This window comes from Izhakiella capsodis, assembly GCF_900115045.1.
Taxonomy (GTDB): domain Bacteria; phylum Pseudomonadota; class Gammaproteobacteria; order Enterobacterales; family Enterobacteriaceae; genus Izhakiella; species Izhakiella capsodis.
The window spans coordinates 299248-315213 of the sequence record NZ_FOVC01000001.1 but is presented as its reverse complement, the minus strand read 5'-3'; the positions used below and the strand labels follow the sequence as shown (position 1 = coordinate 315213).

Here is a 15966-nt window from a genome sequence, read left to right as displayed (position 1 = left end):
GACCGCAAAGATACTGTATATAATAACAGTATCTTTCGGAGGCATATTTATGCGTATTGAAATTACCGTCGCAAAAATCAGTCCGCTACCCATTGGCGCAATGGAAGCCCTCTCAGCGGAGCTATCCCGCCGAATAAAGGCATCTTTTCCTGATAGCACTAACAGCATTTCGCTCCGCTACGCGAGCAGTAACAACCTGACGGTCATGGGTGCCGATAAGCAAACCCGCGACAAAATCAACGAAATTCTGCAAGAAACCTGGGAAAGTGCAGACGACTGGTTTTTTGCTGATTAACCTTCTCTCGTTAATGTTGTGCATTTGCCGGATTTTGCCATCCGGCTTTTTTGCAACGGCCACTCGCCGTTAATCCGGTGACAATATTCACTCAAAAAGCCTCGTCAAGCCGCTGTTTCAGGAGATAAACAACATGACGACTGGCAACCCGGAAGGAAATATGACCTTCGGCGAACTGCTGGCGCTGATCGGCAGTCAGCAACGGCGGCTAACAGTGCTGGAAAATGCGTTTGCTTTCCTCTCTTTCTGTCTCGATGAAAAAGCTAATCAGCTGCTGATCCACAGTCTGCGCCTTGAATCTCAAATCATAATCGCGATGAAGCGCAGCAACAACATTTCTCCCACCAGGCAGAACAACTGGAAAAACGCAGCGACATCAGCTTCCCTGCAGGTGATATTTGCGGTTGTAATACGTCTCATTAAATTAACGTCTAAGTTTTACTAAAGTTTATTTATTGAACTTATTATTCTCAAATCATATCCGGGCTTATTTAATCATATCGCCATCACTTATTTCGGTGTTATAATTTAAAAGCTCTGTGCAAAAAAGCCGCATTGAAACTCAGAAACCACGTCGTATCAGGTTTTTCATCAGTCATTAATGGGGGTTTCAAATGGACAGCAATAAAGACGTCATTCAGACACATCCCCTGGTTGGCTGGGACATCAGCACCGTAGACAGTTATGATGCTATGATGATCCGCCTCCATTCTCCCTCATCTGCTGATCCCAAAAGCGATGAAACGGAAGTTGGTCAGACATACTGGCTAACAACGGATGTAGCAAAGCAGTTTATTTCCATTCTTGAGGCGGGGATCGCCAAAATTGAATCTCAGGATTACCAGGATCGCGACTATTATAGGCACTGAATAATTGTCAGTATTATGAGGCACCCAATGGGTGCCTTTTTCATATCTGCAGCTTTTGCTATCCTCGACGCTATTACCAGTGAAAGGCAAAAAGGAGCTGTCAGGCTGATGATTTACGATTTAATTGTGGTGGGTAGCGGTTCAGTAGGTGCAGCGACTGGCTGGTACGCAACCAAAGCCGGGCTAAACGTCCTTATGATTGATGCCGCACATCCTCCCCATTCAGAAGGTAGCCATCACGGAGAAACACGGCTTATTCGCCATGCTTATGGCGAAGGTGCGCGTTACGTTCCCTTGGTGCTGCGTGCTCAGCAACTGTGGGATTGCCTTGAGCAGCAAGCCGGTGAGCGCCTGATGCATCGCTGCGGCGTACTGAACCTTGGCCCGACCTCCTCCGCGTTTATCGCTAACGTGCTACAAAGCGCAACGGAATACGGATTGAACGTTGAAAAACTCAACAGCAGCGAAGTGATGACCCGCTGGCCGCAGTGGCAACTCCCGGAAGATTACAGCGCCGTTTTTGAACCTCAGTCTGGCTATCTGAAATGCAATCTGGCTATCCGTCACTACATCCGCCTGTCGGAGAACGCCGGCTGTGCGCAGCTGTTTAACTGTCCGGTAACCGCCATCCGTCGCACCGACGACCTGGAAATTGTGGAAACTCCTGAAGGAACTTTTCGCGCGCGCAAGTTGCTGATTAGCGCGGGAACCTGGGTGAAGAGGCTACTGCCGGAGCTGCCGATTACCCCATTACGTAAAGTTTTCGCCTGGTATCAGGCCGATGGGCGCTACAGCGAAAATAACCGTTTCCCGGCCTTTACCGCTGAAACCTCAAGTGGACAGTTTTATGGTTTTCCGGCCGACAATAACGCGCTCAAGCTCGGGCGTCACGATGGCGGTCAGCTTATCGATCGCCCCGAAGAGCGCGGAACATTTGGCTCCAGAGCCGAAGACGGCAGTGAAGCATTTACTTTTCTGCGCCGTATGCTGCCAGGCGTCGGGGGCTGTTTATTCGGCGAGACATGTAGCTATGATCTGTCACCCGATGAGAATTTTATTATCGATACACTGACGGATAATCCACGTCGTCTGGTTATCAGTGGCCTTAGCGGACACGGTTTTAAATTTGCCAGCGTGTTGGGAGAAATCGCCGCGCAGTTCGCTGAGGGCAAAACAATCCCGGGGGACCTGACCCCTTTCTCACTGTCACGTTTTGAAGCTGCCTCCCTGGCCTGATGACTGATTGCTGCCAGCGTTGCTTGTAGCAAACTTTACCTGTGGCTGATACCGCCTTTGCCCTGCATTTCTCCGCGCCATCATGACCAGTTTATGAGAGGCGCACTTCAATGTCATGTATCGGTTAGCGAAATCAGGTCAGTCAACGATGTCACCCTCTCGCAGAACGGCAGATTGTCCTACTGCGAGAAAGGCTCAAAAGCATGTCAGTGAGTACTAAAAACGTTAAGGCAGCGCACGCCCACTATTCGCCTATTGCTGGTCGGCCTGCTGGCGCTGCTCACGTTGACGACGAAGTCGCAATTTCTGAACCAGATTACGAGCCTCCGCTTCTGACTCAACCGCAGGTGCCGAGCCGTGAAGCGGCTTACGGGCCGTTTCACGGGTGGTGAACACGGTGATTACCCCAATCAATCCTGCTGCCATCAGATAGTAAGCTGGCATCATCAGATTCTGCGTTTTTTCCACCAGCCAGGTGGTGAGTAACGGCGTAGTTCCACCAAACAGCGATACCGATATATTAAAACCTATTGCCAGCGCGCTGTAGCGAATTTCAGTGGAAAACAGAGCTGGCAGAGTGGCTGGCATCGAACCGCTGAAACAGGTATGAAGCACACCGAGTATCATTAATCCTACAAAAACCCATAGCATACTGCCGGTGCCGATCAACATCAGGCAAGGAACCGCTAATACGATCAGGCCAATCGCACCAAACCAGATAACCGGACGACGGCCAAGCCGGTCATTCCAGTGCCCCCAAAACAGCGTCAGCGGCATCATGACAAACATGACAACCATCACCAACATCAGGCCGCTTAGCTCACTCAACCCGAGGATACCGGTCAGATAGCTCGGCATGTATGAAGTCAGCATATAGTTTGAGACGTTAAACAACAGCACCAGGCCAATACATTTCAGCATCTGAGCACGGTATTTATACAGCATCTGGAACAGGCCAAGACGTGGCCTGATGTACTCCCGCTCATTCTGCTTTTCCATATGTTTCTGAAACGCAGGCGTTTCTTCCAGCTTCAGGCGAATATAAAGCCCAAATAAGCCGAGCGGTGCGGCAACGAAAAAGGGAATACGCCAGCCCCAGCTCAGCATATCCTCGGCTGGCATCGCGGCCGTCAGGCCAGTAACCAGGCCTGCTCCAAGCAGATAGCCTCCCAGGGTGCCGAACTCCAGCCAGCTCCCCATAAAACCGCGACGATTATCAGTTGAGTATTCAGCGATAAAAGTTGCTGCTCCGCCGTATTCACCACCGGTTGAAAAGCCCTGTATCAGACGTGCGACCAGCAACAAAATGGGGGCCATAATGCCTATAGACGCATAGCCGGGTATCAATCCAATACAAAAGGTACCAATCGACATCATGATCATGGTGATAGCCAGCACCTTTTGCCGACCAATACGGTCACCGAGAGGGCCGAATACCATCCCGCCGATTGGACGCACCAGAAAGGCGGCAGCAAAGGCACCGAAGGTGGCAATCAGCTGGGCAGCTGGATTACTACCGGGGAAGAAAACCTTACCGATAGTGACAGCCAGATAGCTGTATACGCCAAAATCGAACCATTCCATAGCGTTACCCAGCGCGGCCGCGCCAACGGCACGCTTGAGCAGGTCCTTATCGACGATAGTGATATCCTCTACCGTGAGACCGTTTCTTGGTTTTTTACTCCAGAAATGCTTCTTGCCTGGTCGGGAGGCCATTTCCGCTGTGCTATTCATTCAATCTCCTCTGGTGTCAGGCTGTACCTTGCCATTATTCGCGGCGAAACCGTTATTCAGCCATGCGCAAATTACCGATCTGATCCATTCAAATCAGCATTGCGAAACGCGAATGAATACTGCAAGGCAATAATATGCAGCACCATAGCTTTCTCCGTCATTACGCCACACTGGCAGGGCGAAGAAAGCTATAAAGCAGCCGGCATGCAGGTGATAAATCACCCTGGTGAAAATTAGCAGGATGACAATCTATACAAAACATCGCTGTTTTTCAAGTTTGTGACTTTTACTTCTGAATAACAGCATGAGCATCGCACAGTCATAAAACAAAACGGCTGCTATTGATCATAGCAGCCGTTTTACTTATCAGAAGGCATCGTCCTCAGACTGATTATTTTCTATCAGGAGCGGGAATAGCCAGCGTCATATTAAGCAGATCGCGGGATTTATTGAATATTTTATTGCCGTTCTCGCGTCCCGCGCGGCGTGCGCGCTGCTCTTCCGGCGGAAGCGCCAGCTCTTCCATACAAACCGGACTGCAGCAGTTTTGATATTGCGTGGCGCAATCGGAACACTGAATAAATAAAAGATGACAGCCATCGTTCAGGCAATTCACATGGGTATCGCATACTGCACCGCACTGGTGGCAATGAGCGATAACATCCTCGGAAATACGCTCTCCCATACGCTCATCAAAAACGAAGTTTTTGCCTTTGAAGCGTACTGGCAGCCCCTGCTCTTTCGCCCGGCGGGCATACTCAATAATGCCACCCTCAACGTGATAGACATTTTCAAAGCCATTATGCAACATCCAGGCACTGGCTTTTTCACAGCGAATACCACCGGTGCAGTACATCACTATTTTTTTGTCTTTCTGCTGCTGCAGCATGTCTACCGCCATTGGTAGCTGATCGCGAAAAGTATCGGCAGGCACCTCCAGCGCGTTATCGAAGTGGCCGACTTCGTATTCATAATGGTTACGCATATCAACGAAAACCGCATCGGGATCGTCGAGCATAGCGTTAACCTCTGCCGCCTTCAGGTAGGCTCCGACTTTACTGGCATCAAAATCACTATCGTCAATACCGTCCGCGACAATGCGCTCTCGCACCTTCATGCGTAACACCCAGAACGATTTTCCATCGTCATCAAGCGCTACGTTCAAACGCAGCTTATCAAGAGCCGGATGAAAGCCGTAAAGCATTGCTTTCATCGCCTCAAACTGACTGGCCGGCACGCTAATCTGGGCATTGATGCCTTCGTTGGCGATATAAACTCGCCCGAAAACGTTTAGCGCGACCAGCGCTTTATACAGCTCGTCGCGAAAAGATTTCGCGTCATCAATAAGAAAATACTTGTAAAAAGAGACCGTAGTGCGCGCTTCAGTTTCCGCCAGCATACGCGCCTTCAGCTCTTTATTGTTCACAAGGTTATGTAACACTGGCATGGTGTACGCTCCTTAATTGTAATGAGTGTTAATTTTAGCGAGCGTATAATACCGTAAACCTCAGTACAATAAACCGCCTGAGCGTAAAATAGCCGTCATCACTGCGCGTTAAGATCTGTTTTTCAGTGCAGAAAAAAATGGCACAATATGTGGCAAACAAATACAGCAGGTGCCGCAGTGCATCGTCTTCACTGGAATCTCATGACACAATTGCCTACGTTTTCGCGCAAGCTGCTTCATCCTCGCTATTTTCTGACCTGGTTTGGCATCGGCATTCTCTATCTTTTGGTGCTATTGCCTTACCCGGTGATTTATCACCTCGGCTGTAATCTCGGCCGACTGGCAAGACACTTCATGAAACGCCGGGTAAAGGTCGCCAGACGCAATCTGGAGCTCTGCTTTCCCACTATGCCAGCTGCCGAGCGCGAAGCGCTGATAAAAGCAAACTTTGAATCTGTCGGTATGGGCCTGTTGGAAACCGGTATGGCGTGGTTCTGGCCTGACTGGCGCATTCGCCGTTGGTTTACCGTCTCCGGTCTTGAGCATCTGGAGAAAGCTAAAGCGCGTCGGCAGGGTATCTTACTGATAGGTATGCATTTTCTTACGCTTGAATTGGGCGCCCGCATCTATGGTATGCAAGATCCAGGCATAGGGGTTTACCGTCCAAACGATAATGCACTGCTTGACTGGCTGCAAACATGGGGCCGACTGCGCTCTAACAAAGCCATGCTTGATCGCAACGATCTGAAGGGAATGATCCGCGCGCTGAAGCAAGATGAAACCATCTGGTACGCACCAGACCATGATTATGGCCCAAAAGCCAGCGTGTTTGCGCCCTTTTTCGCGGTGACGGATGCCGCCACTACTAAAGGCAGCTATATGCTGATCCGCATGGCCAATCCGGCAATTTTGCCTTTCGTTCCACGCCGACTGCCTCACGCTAAAGGCTATGAGCTGATAATCATGCCGGATGCGCAGGATATCCCGATTGACGACGAGCTGATGACCGCAAAGCGCATGAACCAGCTGATTGAGCACGCGATACTGCTGGCACCCGAGCAATATATGTGGCTGCACCGACGTTTTAAAACCCGCCCGCCGGACGCACCATCACTTTATTAGCGATAAACGGCTGTTGCGGCAGCCGTTTATTATCCCCTCGCAAAATCATATTGTTATCAGACAGAAAAATATCTGCGCTCCAAAGTTAATTACGTTCTCTGATGCAGGATGAAATGTGCTTTTTTACCCATCCGCTTATTATTATGTATTTCTGTGAATCAATCTGTCATCAGCTAGCCTTCAGACTGCTTACTCTCTTTGCGAAACGACGTGCAAAACCTGCCACCTGCCACCTGCCACCTGCCACCTGCCACTAACACAAGATGATTCAGCCCGTCAGTTTTAAAACACTCAGTTTATCTATTTTTAATAAATTTTTATCCCTCTCTTTCTCGCTCAGGACAACATCGTCTATCCTTTCCGAAAGCCAAATAATTAGAGTGAAGGAGAAATATCATGGATCTGTATGCAACCCTTGAAGAAGCCATCGACGCCGCGCGTGAAGAGTATCTGGCGGCCAACCCGGATATCGATGAAGAAGATGTCAGCGTTTCCCAGTTCAATTTGCAAAAATATATCATGCAGGACGGTGATATCACGTGGCAGGCTGAATTCCTCAGCGAAGAGGGGGATCAGGGGGAATGTCTTCCGCTGCGTAGCGGTGAAGCCGCCCAGGCGATTTTTGACGACGATTATGATGAAATTGAACTACGTGAGGAGTGGCTAGCGGAAAATACCCTGCATGAATGGGATGAAGGTGAGTTTCAGCTCTCGCCGCCAACGGACACCGAAGAAGGCGCAGCAGCAGCTGAGGAGTGGGATGATGATAACAGCGATTCAGACCGCTGGGCATAAGTCGCTGAATTAGTCGTAAGGTCCGTGATGGAGGTCAATTGGCAGCAGCAAAGTATCAAACACAGCTGACAGTGGTAAATCGATGATTGTCAGCACCCGCCATGGCTTGTCACGCAGGTCCCAGCGAACGCCAGGATAATATTGATGGCTGTGCCCTTGCCCCGGAACGATGCGGCTGATAATGCTGCCGCAGCCGCTAAGCAGCAGCGTACACAGCCCTACGCAGATCATACGCCCTGCATAATAACGCTTCATCAATTAATCTCCAGAACCAGGTCACTGCTCCGCCGGATAGGGACCCGGCATGCTGTATATTTAAGTGAGAGCAAAGCCAGAAAATAAAAAAGGCAGCATCGGTACTGCCTTTTTACCAGGAGTATCTCGCTTATTTTGCGGCCTTCAGTACCTCAGGATGCAACGAGAACTGTCGGTAATAATCGAACCAATCGCGGTATTTATCGGCCTGCTTCCACAGGCGAGTATGCATGCGCGTCAGCAAGATCGGATCGCTAATCAGTGTCAGGCGCTGATCGCGTCCCAGCCTCTGCGGATGCTCACCAAGTGCCTGATCCACTACTCTGTCGCGGGCAAAATCCACAATATCACTTTTAAGGTGCCTTGCCGTTGCCATGGCGGCGGCAAGCGCATTAAAAGAGGGGTGTAGCAGCGCATGCATAAAGCCCTGTTCCAGCCTTCGTACATGATTTAGCTGTAAATAGCGATCGGTGTCCACCAGCACTTTAGGCGGCGCATACTCCTCCGGGATCAGAAACAGTTTGGCACGCTGGGTCGCCAGGCCGATAGTTGAACGGCTTGAAATGACCGAAACGAACGGCGAAAGGATCAGCGAAAAGACGATAGGTGCCAACCACCACAGGAAATTAAGATCCAGCCAGCCCATACCGATAGCCCAGACTGCACCGAGCAACAGCTGAGAGCCATGTCGTCGAAAAGCCTCCCCCCAGGGCGTCGCATCATCATCACGCTGTGGAGAATTCCATACCACTTTCCAACCGAGAAATGCGCTGACGACGAATACCGTATGAAATAGCATACGTACCGGCGCAAGCAGCACGGAAAACAGCATTTCCAGTATCAGAGAGATCAACAGGCGTATCGCTCCGCCATACGGCTTCGATCCCTTACACCAGATAAGAACCACGCTAAGCAGCTTGGGCAAAAATAGCAGCACTAACGTTGTCGAGAACAGCGCGATAGCCAGTTCAGGACGCCATTGCGGCCACACAGGGAATAGCTGGCGCGGCTGCAAGAAGTACTGAGGTTCCATTAATGTATGCACCACCTGTAATGCAGTGGACAGCGCAAGGAACATGAACCACAGCGGTGCCGAAAGGTATGACATGACACCAGTAAGAAACACGGCACGATGAACGGGATGCATACCCTTAACCAGAAAAAGCCTGAAGTTCATCAGGTTGCCATGACACCAGCGGCGATCGCGTTTCAGCTCGTCGAGCAGGTTAGGCGGCAGTTCTTCATAGGAGCCAGGTAGATCGTAGGCAATCCACACGCCCCAGCCAGCACGACGCATTAGTGCGGCTTCAACGAAGTCATGCGAAAGAATGGAACCGGCAAACGACCCTTCTCCCGGCAACGGAGCCAGCGCGCAATGTTCGATAAAAGGTTTTACCCTGATTATCGCATTGTGCCCCCAGTAATGGGATTCACCCAGCTGCCAGAAGTGCAGCCCGGCAGTAAACAGCGGACCATATACACGAGTGGCAAATTGCTGACAGCGAGCATAAAGGGTATCCATGCCGGAGGCTTTTGGTGAGGACTGAATAATACCCGCAGTTGGATTAGCTTCCATCATGCGCACCAGCCCGGTCAGACAGTCACCGCTCATGACGCTATCGGCATCAAGAACCACCATGTAGCTGTACTGACTCCCCCAGCGGCGGCAAAAGTCATCTATATTACCGCTTTTACGCTTCACACGCCGACGGCGGCGGCGATAGAAAATTTTGCCCTCTCCGTCCACGTCGTCAATCAGCTCCATCCAGGCTTTCTGTTCGGCAATGGCGATATCCGGATTATAGCTGTCGCTGAGAATAAAAACGTCGAAATTCCTGGCTTCACCAGTACTGACTACCGATTCCCAGGTTGCGCGCAATCCGGCGAAAACACGCTCTACATCTTCATTACAGATAGGCATAATCAGTGCGGTACGGTGTGCCGGGTTTATCGGCTCATCGCCCACAGTATTGTAGGAAATACTGTACTTATCTTTACCGATTAGCAGCTGCAAAAAGCCCATCAGGGCGGTCCAGAAACCTGCAGAAACCCAGCAAAAAAGGATGGCAAATAAAAACAGAATGCCCGTTTGCAAAATATAGGGCAGCAGCTGGACAAAACTCTGCTGCCAGTTTTGATGCAGCATATCCATTGGATCGATCAGCGCCCAACCCTGGTAAGGCAAAATCGTTTTCATATACCAGGTTGCTACCACCGTTTGCATTACTGTCAGGATCAGCAGAATGTAGCGGCGGATAGTGCCGACGTAGCGCCACTTATCTTCATGTTTCTGCTGCTCCTCGCTGGCATAGCGATGGGTGATCTTCTCACCACGCAAACTATCCCAGAAGCGGCTGACCGGATTCGTGCGCCAGGCTTCAGGATACATTGAGGAGCGATGATGCCGCGGCATCGCTTTGAGGGTTGTTCGCCCCAGTTCGTCGCAATCAAACTGGCTTCCCTCCTGGCCTGTGGAGCCTGGCCAGCTGCTTTCAATGCGTTTTTTTACCGACCACAACGCTATGTCATCGCCGCCTGGGGTACTGGCGGCATCATGCGCAAGCGCAGTATGAATAGCCGAAAAGGCTTCAGGGGCAGGCCGATCGATGTCGACCGACACCACTGCGCTTCGCGCAGTGGCCGGTAATGCCGCTATGTAGTCAGCAGGAGTTACTGTTGTTTTATTCATTGGCAGGTAACTGATAGCTCCAGGTTTCGGTCAACGGCTTATCGCCATTCATCAATATCGCACGCATTTCAGTAGGCTGTGTGTTGTCCTTGACACGAACGCGCAGGATTAAACGCCAACCTTTAGTGACCGGATTGTAACGCACTCGGTTCTCAACCAGCTCTCCATTTTGGCCGATGCTGACCTGTGGCGTCACTGCGGTTTCATCCGGCAGTTTACTCATAGCTCCGCCAACAAAATCGATAACGAAGGCTATCGAACCATCGGGCTGACGCACAAGATTAGACTGCTTCACATCACCCGTTGAGCGCAAGGTATCTTTAACCCAGGCAAGCTTGCCGGGATGCAATTGCTCTTCATTACGGGTAAAGCGCAGAAGATAGTTGAAATCCATCTCCTTACCGGGAGCTGGTTGATTATCCGGCGTCCAGAACGCAACAATATTATCATTGGTTTCGTCAGATGTCGGAATCTCAACCAGCTCAATGTGACCTTTACCCCAGTCGCCTTTGGGTTCGATCCAGGCGCTTGGGCGTAAATCATAACGATCGTCGAGATCCTGATACTGATCGAAATTACGAGCGCGTTGCAGCAGGCCGAATCCTTTTGGATTTTCCACACTGAAATCACTGATGGCTAAGTGTTTAGGATTATTTAATGGCCGCCAGATCCACTCTCCGTTGCCAGCATGGATAGACAGCCCATCTGAGTCATGGATAGCAGGGCGGTAATTTGGCACCGGGGACGGCTGATTAGGGCCAAACAGGAACATGCTGGTCAGCGGTGCGATACCGAGTTTGCCGACGCGAGCGCGCAGATAAATTTTGGACTGCACATCAACCGTGGTGTCTTTTCCTGGCGTAAGATCAAAACGATAGGCGCCCGTGGCGCGTGGCGAATCCAGCAGCGCATAGATAATTAAATGTTTATCTTGCGGTTTTGGACGTCGAATCCAGAACTCTTTAAAGCGCGGAAACTCTTCGCCGGAGGGCAGCGCGGTATCGATAGCCAGACCACGGGCAGAAATCCCATAAACCTGTCCGGCACCAATAACGCGAAAATAGCTGGCGCCGAGAAAGCTGGCAATTTCATCCTCTTTCTTTTTGCTGTTGATAGGATAGAGTACTTTAAATCCGGCAAATCCAAGATTCTTAACTGTATCGGCATCGTGCTTCACATTGCCAAAATTAAAATAATCAGGCGAATATTTAATCTCACGTACGGTGGAGGCAACGACTTCATTGATTTTTACCGGGGTATCGAAATACATGCCCTGGTGGTAAAACTCAAGCTTAAAAGGGGTTTTTAGCTTGCCCCAGTATGCTTTATCGTGGTTGAACTGAATTTGCTGATAATCAGCGTATTTCATATCGCGAAACTGGGAAGGTAGATTGCTCTTAGGCGCCTCATAGCTCTTACCCGCCATCTCCTTCGCCTCTTTTGCCACATCATCAATGCCAAAAGCCCAGCAATTGCTGGCATACATTGAAAGCAAAACTGCCGCGCTAAGCCAACGCAGTTTTATCAGTTCTGGTTTTTTTTTCATTTTAATTAGCACACCCCCCCCCTTTAGTTGTGCTTAAATCGATCTCATCCATATTAATGGATAATTCTGCTTTCAGACAGTATGACCGCAATTTTGTTCCGCATTAAAGAATCGTTAACCATCAGATTCTCAAGCATTTCCGGGAAACAGATTTGCCTGATAGCGCCTGAACTGAAAGCGGGCTAGAGTTATCACCAAACGAGCTCAGGGTGAGCTTAAGTTAACGTATTGAAAACAGATGTGATATGACGAATAAACTACAACAACGCGAACATTATCTTGACTCGGTACGCGCATGGTTAATGCTTCTGGGCGTACCCTTTCATCTTTCATTGATTTACTCCACGCAAAGCTGGTCGGTTAACAGCCCCCATCCTTCTGAGTGGCTAACGCTGCTAAACGATTTTATTCACGCTTTTCGTATGCAAGTGTTCTTTGTTATTTCCGGCTATTTCTCCTACATGCTCTATCTGCGATACACAGCGCGCCGTTGGATCAAAATGCGGCTGGAGCGTGTAGGCATACCGATGCTGGCTGCGGTGCCGCTGCTGACGCTTCCGCAGCTATTCATTCTCAAAGAGTGGACGCCGCGCCTTGATGGCTGGGCAGCGATGACCCCTTACAAAAAATTTAACGCGGTAAGCTGGGATCTGATTTCTCATCTATGGTTTTTATTGGTGCTCTGCATTCTGACTATTCTGGGCCTGATTGTGTTCCGCCTTCTGAACAAAGCACGTCGGGCGAAAACAGATTATTCCGGTCTCAGCTGGCGTCAGCTTTCGCTAGCAATTCTGGCTTATAGCTTGTTGTGGGGTACCTTTCGCCGCACCATACTTCTTTTGCAGCCGCAGTTGCTCTCGAATGGATTGTTCAGCAATATCGTCATGCAATCACTCTATTTTCTGCCGTTTTTTATTCTCGGTGCGATGGCATGGAAATATCCGGCAATTAAAGCGCTGTTTGTTCGCCCTGATTACCGGGTCTTTGCTTGCGCCGCACTTGCTTTTGTCGCCTATGTGGCGAATCAAACCTGGAGCATCGGCGCTGGCTGGTTGTACGAGCTGGATGCGGTGATCGCTATGCAAATGGGATTGTGGATGGTAAACGTGACCTTTTCTGCCGGACACCGTTTTCTGAATTCGCATTCACCACGCATTGTCTATCTGGTCAATGCTTCGCTATTTATTTATCTGGTGCATCATCCGCTAACCCTGCTGTATGGCATTTTTATTACGCCGCTTATCGCCAGTGACACGCTGGGCTTTTTTGTCGGTCTGCTGATGGTATTTGGCGCAGCCTTTTTACTTTATGAGTTGCACCTGCGCGTAGCGCTACTGCGATTCTTATTCTCCGGCAAACCGCAGAAAATGCGCAGTACAGGTACATAGATTAAACAGCATCAAAGTAGCCATTCAATCGGTAAATGCCACACCAGCCTGACTAACAGACGCTGAATAAAGCGGGTTTGCGGCTCATGCTTGTGAACCCGTTCTTTCTCTCCTTCGCCAGGGTGTTCAACCCAGTTAACCCTCCCCCACCTATCCAGCCTCAGCATCCAGGTTTTGTCTCCCATACTGTCATGGAAACGGCGATGGATATCGCCTGCCAAACTCTCACTTTCAATCAGCAAACCCATTTCGGTGTTAAGCATTGCTGAACGCGGGTCAAAGTTGAATGAGCCAATAAAAACTTTGCGCATATCCACACTGAAAGTTTTCGCGTGCAGACTGGATCCTGAATTACCGGTAATACCGCGATCGTGCGCAGTACCCCTTTCGCTATCAGGTTTTAGTTCATATAGCGCCACGCCGTGGCGCAGCAGCTTTTTGCGCCAGCGGGCGTAGCCGGCATGCACAACCGACACATCATTCGCGGCTAACGAGTTAGTCAGAATGGCAATTTTTACCCCGCGCCGCACCAGCGAAAGCAGTTGAGCAACGCCGTACCGGGTTGGCACAAAATAGGCTGAGATAATATCGAACTGCTGCTGCGGCTTACCAATTACCTCCAGTAATCGCTGCGGCAGCAGCGTGGCAGATTTTGCTCGCCCCAATCCTTTACGCGGATCATCACTTAGTAAGCGCGTTTTTGCCCAGATAAAATTTAACTCACCGCTTTCCAACAGCCTTCGAAAGCTGCTGTGCTGCAAACGGTATAAATAACGCCGCGCTTTAGTGCTGTCACGCCAGGCGCGTGGAAGTTTGACCTGACGACGATCCTGCGCCTTTTTACCGCCAACAACCTGCCGCAAGGGTGTAACCGCCCGGCTGTTCCAGTAGCGTAAAAAATCCTTCCCGACTTCCGTGACGACAGGGCCAATGGCCAATACATCCAGGTCGGAAAATACCGGATCTTTTCCGGCTCCGAAATAGGCATCACCGACGTTACGACCACCGATAATGGTTGCCATACCATCAACGGTAAAGCTTTTATTGTGCATACGCCGGTTAAGACGAGCAAAGTCCGTCAAATAGCCTAGTGCGCGCAGCGTACGAAAAGAAAAGGCGTTAAATAATCGCACTTCAATGAGTGGATGTGAATTCAGCTCACACAGTACGTCGTCCATGCCGATGGTATTGTTATCATCAAGCAGTAAGCGTATCGCAACACCGCGATCGGCCGCATCAAGTAGCGCGCTGAACAGTAACCTGCCTGACAAATCGTTTTGCCAGATATAGTATTGTATATCCAGTCGGATCTCCGCCATCTCAATCAGCAGGTAGCGGGCAGCAAAGGCGTCCAGGCTGTCTGCCAGTGGATGTACGCCGCTAAAGCCTGGGTGAGACTTAACGCGCGATCTAACCGCGCGTTCAAGGCGAGTTGCATTGTTGTCGTTCGCTATGGAAAACGGTAAGGCTTCAACCATGTGTTCCGTTCCCTGTCAGGAAAAGGCCGCCGCATACAACGGCAAAACTTATCACGTGTTCTGATCTATTCATCATAACGTGTTCAGAAAATTATGCTCAGTGTTGGTTTACTTATGTGCATGAGGCCGTCGGAAGAAATAACGATGATGAGCGGGGAGCGACAAATAAAACGATGCCCTGAATCACAGCGTTATCGTCGACCGCGCACGGAGATTTTCGTGGTCGACCTGCCGTTGAGTCCGCTGCTGATCGTTATGCTGGCAGCATAAGCGGGTTAGTCGATAAGGAATCCACTGTGACGACAAATAAAGACGCCCCGTTTTTCTTGCCTCAACGGGGCGTCTTTTTCGCAACCTGCGAACAAAACAGCCAGTGTTTTCAGGGCTCCAGAGTTGCTTGCGGAAAAGGTTTAGTCTGCCGGCACTGTCCGGTATCCGCGACATTCAATGGCGTGGAGTGGGAAACAGAAAGCCAGGTGGCGAGAAACACCACAATGACCGCGACCAGTGCTGCGCTCAGCAGACCAATCACGGCAAGCAGCTTGTCTTCTCTTTCATAGCAGTCCATCTTCTCCTCCAATGAGGCCAATCACGCTGACAAATTAGTCAGGTCATCCACCATGTAATGGTCAGCACAAAAATTATAAGAATAAAAGAAGCGACTGCAAGCACCACTACAGCAAATTGCGCGTCATCCAACGTAACGCGGCTATCATTCTCAGGCGGTAACTCGTGTGGCTTTTTCATCAGATAATCACTTCACTTCCGAATCTTACGTCGGCGACAGCATCAGGAAAAGTTAACTATCCCGGCGGTAATTTATTCTGCTGGTTGAGTCGGTTACGATAGCACATTATCTCATTATTAGTTAGGCAAAACCGCCAATATTAAATCCGTCATATTACAGTCACTATTCTGGCAACCTTAGGTCAGAAATTACAACGCACTACGCCTTATATTATTAATAAGGGTAGAACTCATATAGCTCTAATAAAGCTGGCGTCTCACGAAAATAACATCCGGCGATAAATCACGCCATATAGCGGAGTAAAGTCAGCGATGAACAAGCAGGATATCGTATCAATTTAAGCGGTGCGTTGATATTGAACTGA

Annotated in this window: 14 protein-coding genes and 1 pseudogene; 7 read left to right on the top strand and 8 right to left on the bottom strand. The window is 49.9% G+C overall.

Annotated features, from left to right (window positions below; translation table 11 throughout):
• Positions 1-49 precede the first annotated feature (49 nt).
• The 4 genes and pseudogenes from dinI to solA all read left to right on the top strand — a co-directional run bounded on the left by dinI (position 50) and on the right by solA (position 2400).
• Complete coding sequence (gene dinI, locus BM191_RS01445; RefSeq protein WP_092874137.1) at positions 50-295, top strand: DNA damage-inducible protein I; 246 nt, start codon at positions 50-52, stop codon at positions 293-295.
• Positions 296-428: 133 nt separating this feature from the next.
• Positions 429-718, top strand: a pseudogene (locus tag BM191_RS01440) (hypothetical protein).
• A 191-nt stretch (positions 719-909) separates the two neighbouring features.
• Entirely contained in the window at positions 910-1164 is a 255-nt protein-coding gene (gene bssS / locus BM191_RS01435; protein WP_092874134.1) for a biofilm formation regulator BssS, read from the top strand.
• Between the two features lie 108 nt (positions 1165-1272).
• Positions 1273-2400 carry an N-methyl-L-tryptophan oxidase gene (solA, locus tag BM191_RS01430; RefSeq protein WP_092875171.1) on the top strand — a complete coding sequence of 376 codons (1128 nt, stop codon included), beginning with the start codon at positions 1273-1275 and terminating at the stop codon, positions 2398-2400.
• 252 nt (positions 2401-2652) lie between these two features.
• Here solA and proP read toward each other — a convergent pair whose 3' ends face one another.
• Together proP and trhO are read right to left on the bottom strand one after the other, a co-directional pair.
• Positions 2653-4116 (bottom strand): glycine betaine/L-proline transporter ProP, encoded by a 1464-nt coding sequence (proP, locus tag BM191_RS01425; protein WP_092875169.1) that lies wholly within the window; start codon positions 4114-4116, stop codon positions 2653-2655.
• A gap of 409 nt (positions 4117-4525) precedes the next feature.
• Positions 4526-5581: an oxygen-dependent tRNA uridine(34) hydroxylase TrhO gene (gene trhO, locus BM191_RS01420; RefSeq protein WP_092874131.1), complete on the bottom strand. Its 1056-nt coding sequence runs from the start codon at positions 5579-5581 to the stop codon at positions 4526-4528.
• A 201-nt stretch (positions 5582-5782) separates the two neighbouring features.
• Between trhO and BM191_RS01415 the strand changes: the two genes are divergently transcribed.
• Positions 5783-6703 (top strand): Kdo(2)-lipid IV(A) acyltransferase, encoded by a 921-nt coding sequence (locus BM191_RS01415; RefSeq protein ID WP_092874128.1) that lies wholly within the window; start codon positions 5783-5785, stop codon positions 6701-6703.
• A 396-nt stretch (positions 6704-7099) separates the two neighbouring features.
• A complete protein-coding gene (locus tag BM191_RS01410) occupies positions 7100-7498 on the top strand; it encodes a MysB family protein (protein ID WP_092874125.1) in 399 nt (132 codons plus the stop codon).
• A gap of 9 nt (positions 7499-7507) precedes the next feature.
• Here BM191_RS01410 and BM191_RS01405 read toward each other — a convergent pair whose 3' ends face one another.
• The 3 genes from BM191_RS01405 to BM191_RS01395 all read right to left on the bottom strand — a co-directional run bounded on the left by BM191_RS01405 (position 7508) and on the right by BM191_RS01395 (position 11970).
• Positions 7508-7729, bottom strand: coding sequence for a YceK/YidQ family lipoprotein (locus BM191_RS01405; protein ID WP_092875167.1), 222 nt, complete (start codon positions 7727-7729; stop codon positions 7508-7510).
• Positions 7730-7883: 154 nt separating this feature from the next.
• On the bottom strand, positions 7884-10442 hold the full coding sequence (gene mdoH, locus BM191_RS01400) for a glucans biosynthesis glucosyltransferase MdoH (RefSeq protein WP_092874122.1): 2559 nt from the start codon (positions 10440-10442) through the stop codon (positions 7884-7886).
• A complete protein-coding gene (locus BM191_RS01395) occupies positions 10435-11970 on the bottom strand; it encodes a glucan biosynthesis protein G (protein WP_177203282.1) in 1536 nt (511 codons plus the stop codon). The genes mdoH and BM191_RS01395 overlap by 8 nt, the downstream gene beginning before the upstream one ends.
• A gap of 263 nt (positions 11971-12233) precedes the next feature.
• On the opposite strand from BM191_RS01395, the gene mdoC reads away from it, so the two are divergent.
• Positions 12234-13376, top strand: coding sequence for a glucans biosynthesis protein MdoC (gene mdoC, locus BM191_RS01390; RefSeq protein ID WP_092874120.1), 1143 nt, complete (start codon positions 12234-12236; stop codon positions 13374-13376).
• Between the two features lie 11 nt (positions 13377-13387).
• On the opposite strand, the gene BM191_RS01385 is transcribed toward mdoC, so the two are convergent.
• The 3 genes from BM191_RS01385 to BM191_RS16685 all read right to left on the bottom strand — a co-directional run bounded on the left by BM191_RS01385 (position 13388) and on the right by BM191_RS16685 (position 15601).
• A complete protein-coding gene (locus BM191_RS01385; protein WP_092874117.1) occupies positions 13388-14854 on the bottom strand; it encodes a phospholipase D family protein in 1467 nt (488 codons plus the stop codon).
• A 379-nt stretch (positions 14855-15233) separates the two neighbouring features.
• The gene (locus BM191_RS01380; RefSeq protein ID WP_092874114.1) at positions 15234-15422 is read right to left on the bottom strand and encodes a hypothetical protein; all 189 of its coding nucleotides are present in this window, start codon (positions 15420-15422) and stop codon (positions 15234-15236) included.
• A gap of 38 nt (positions 15423-15460) precedes the next feature.
• Complete coding sequence (locus tag BM191_RS16685; RefSeq protein WP_177203271.1) at positions 15461-15601, bottom strand: hypothetical protein; 141 nt, start codon at positions 15599-15601, stop codon at positions 15461-15463.
• Positions 15602-15966 lie beyond the last annotated feature (365 nt).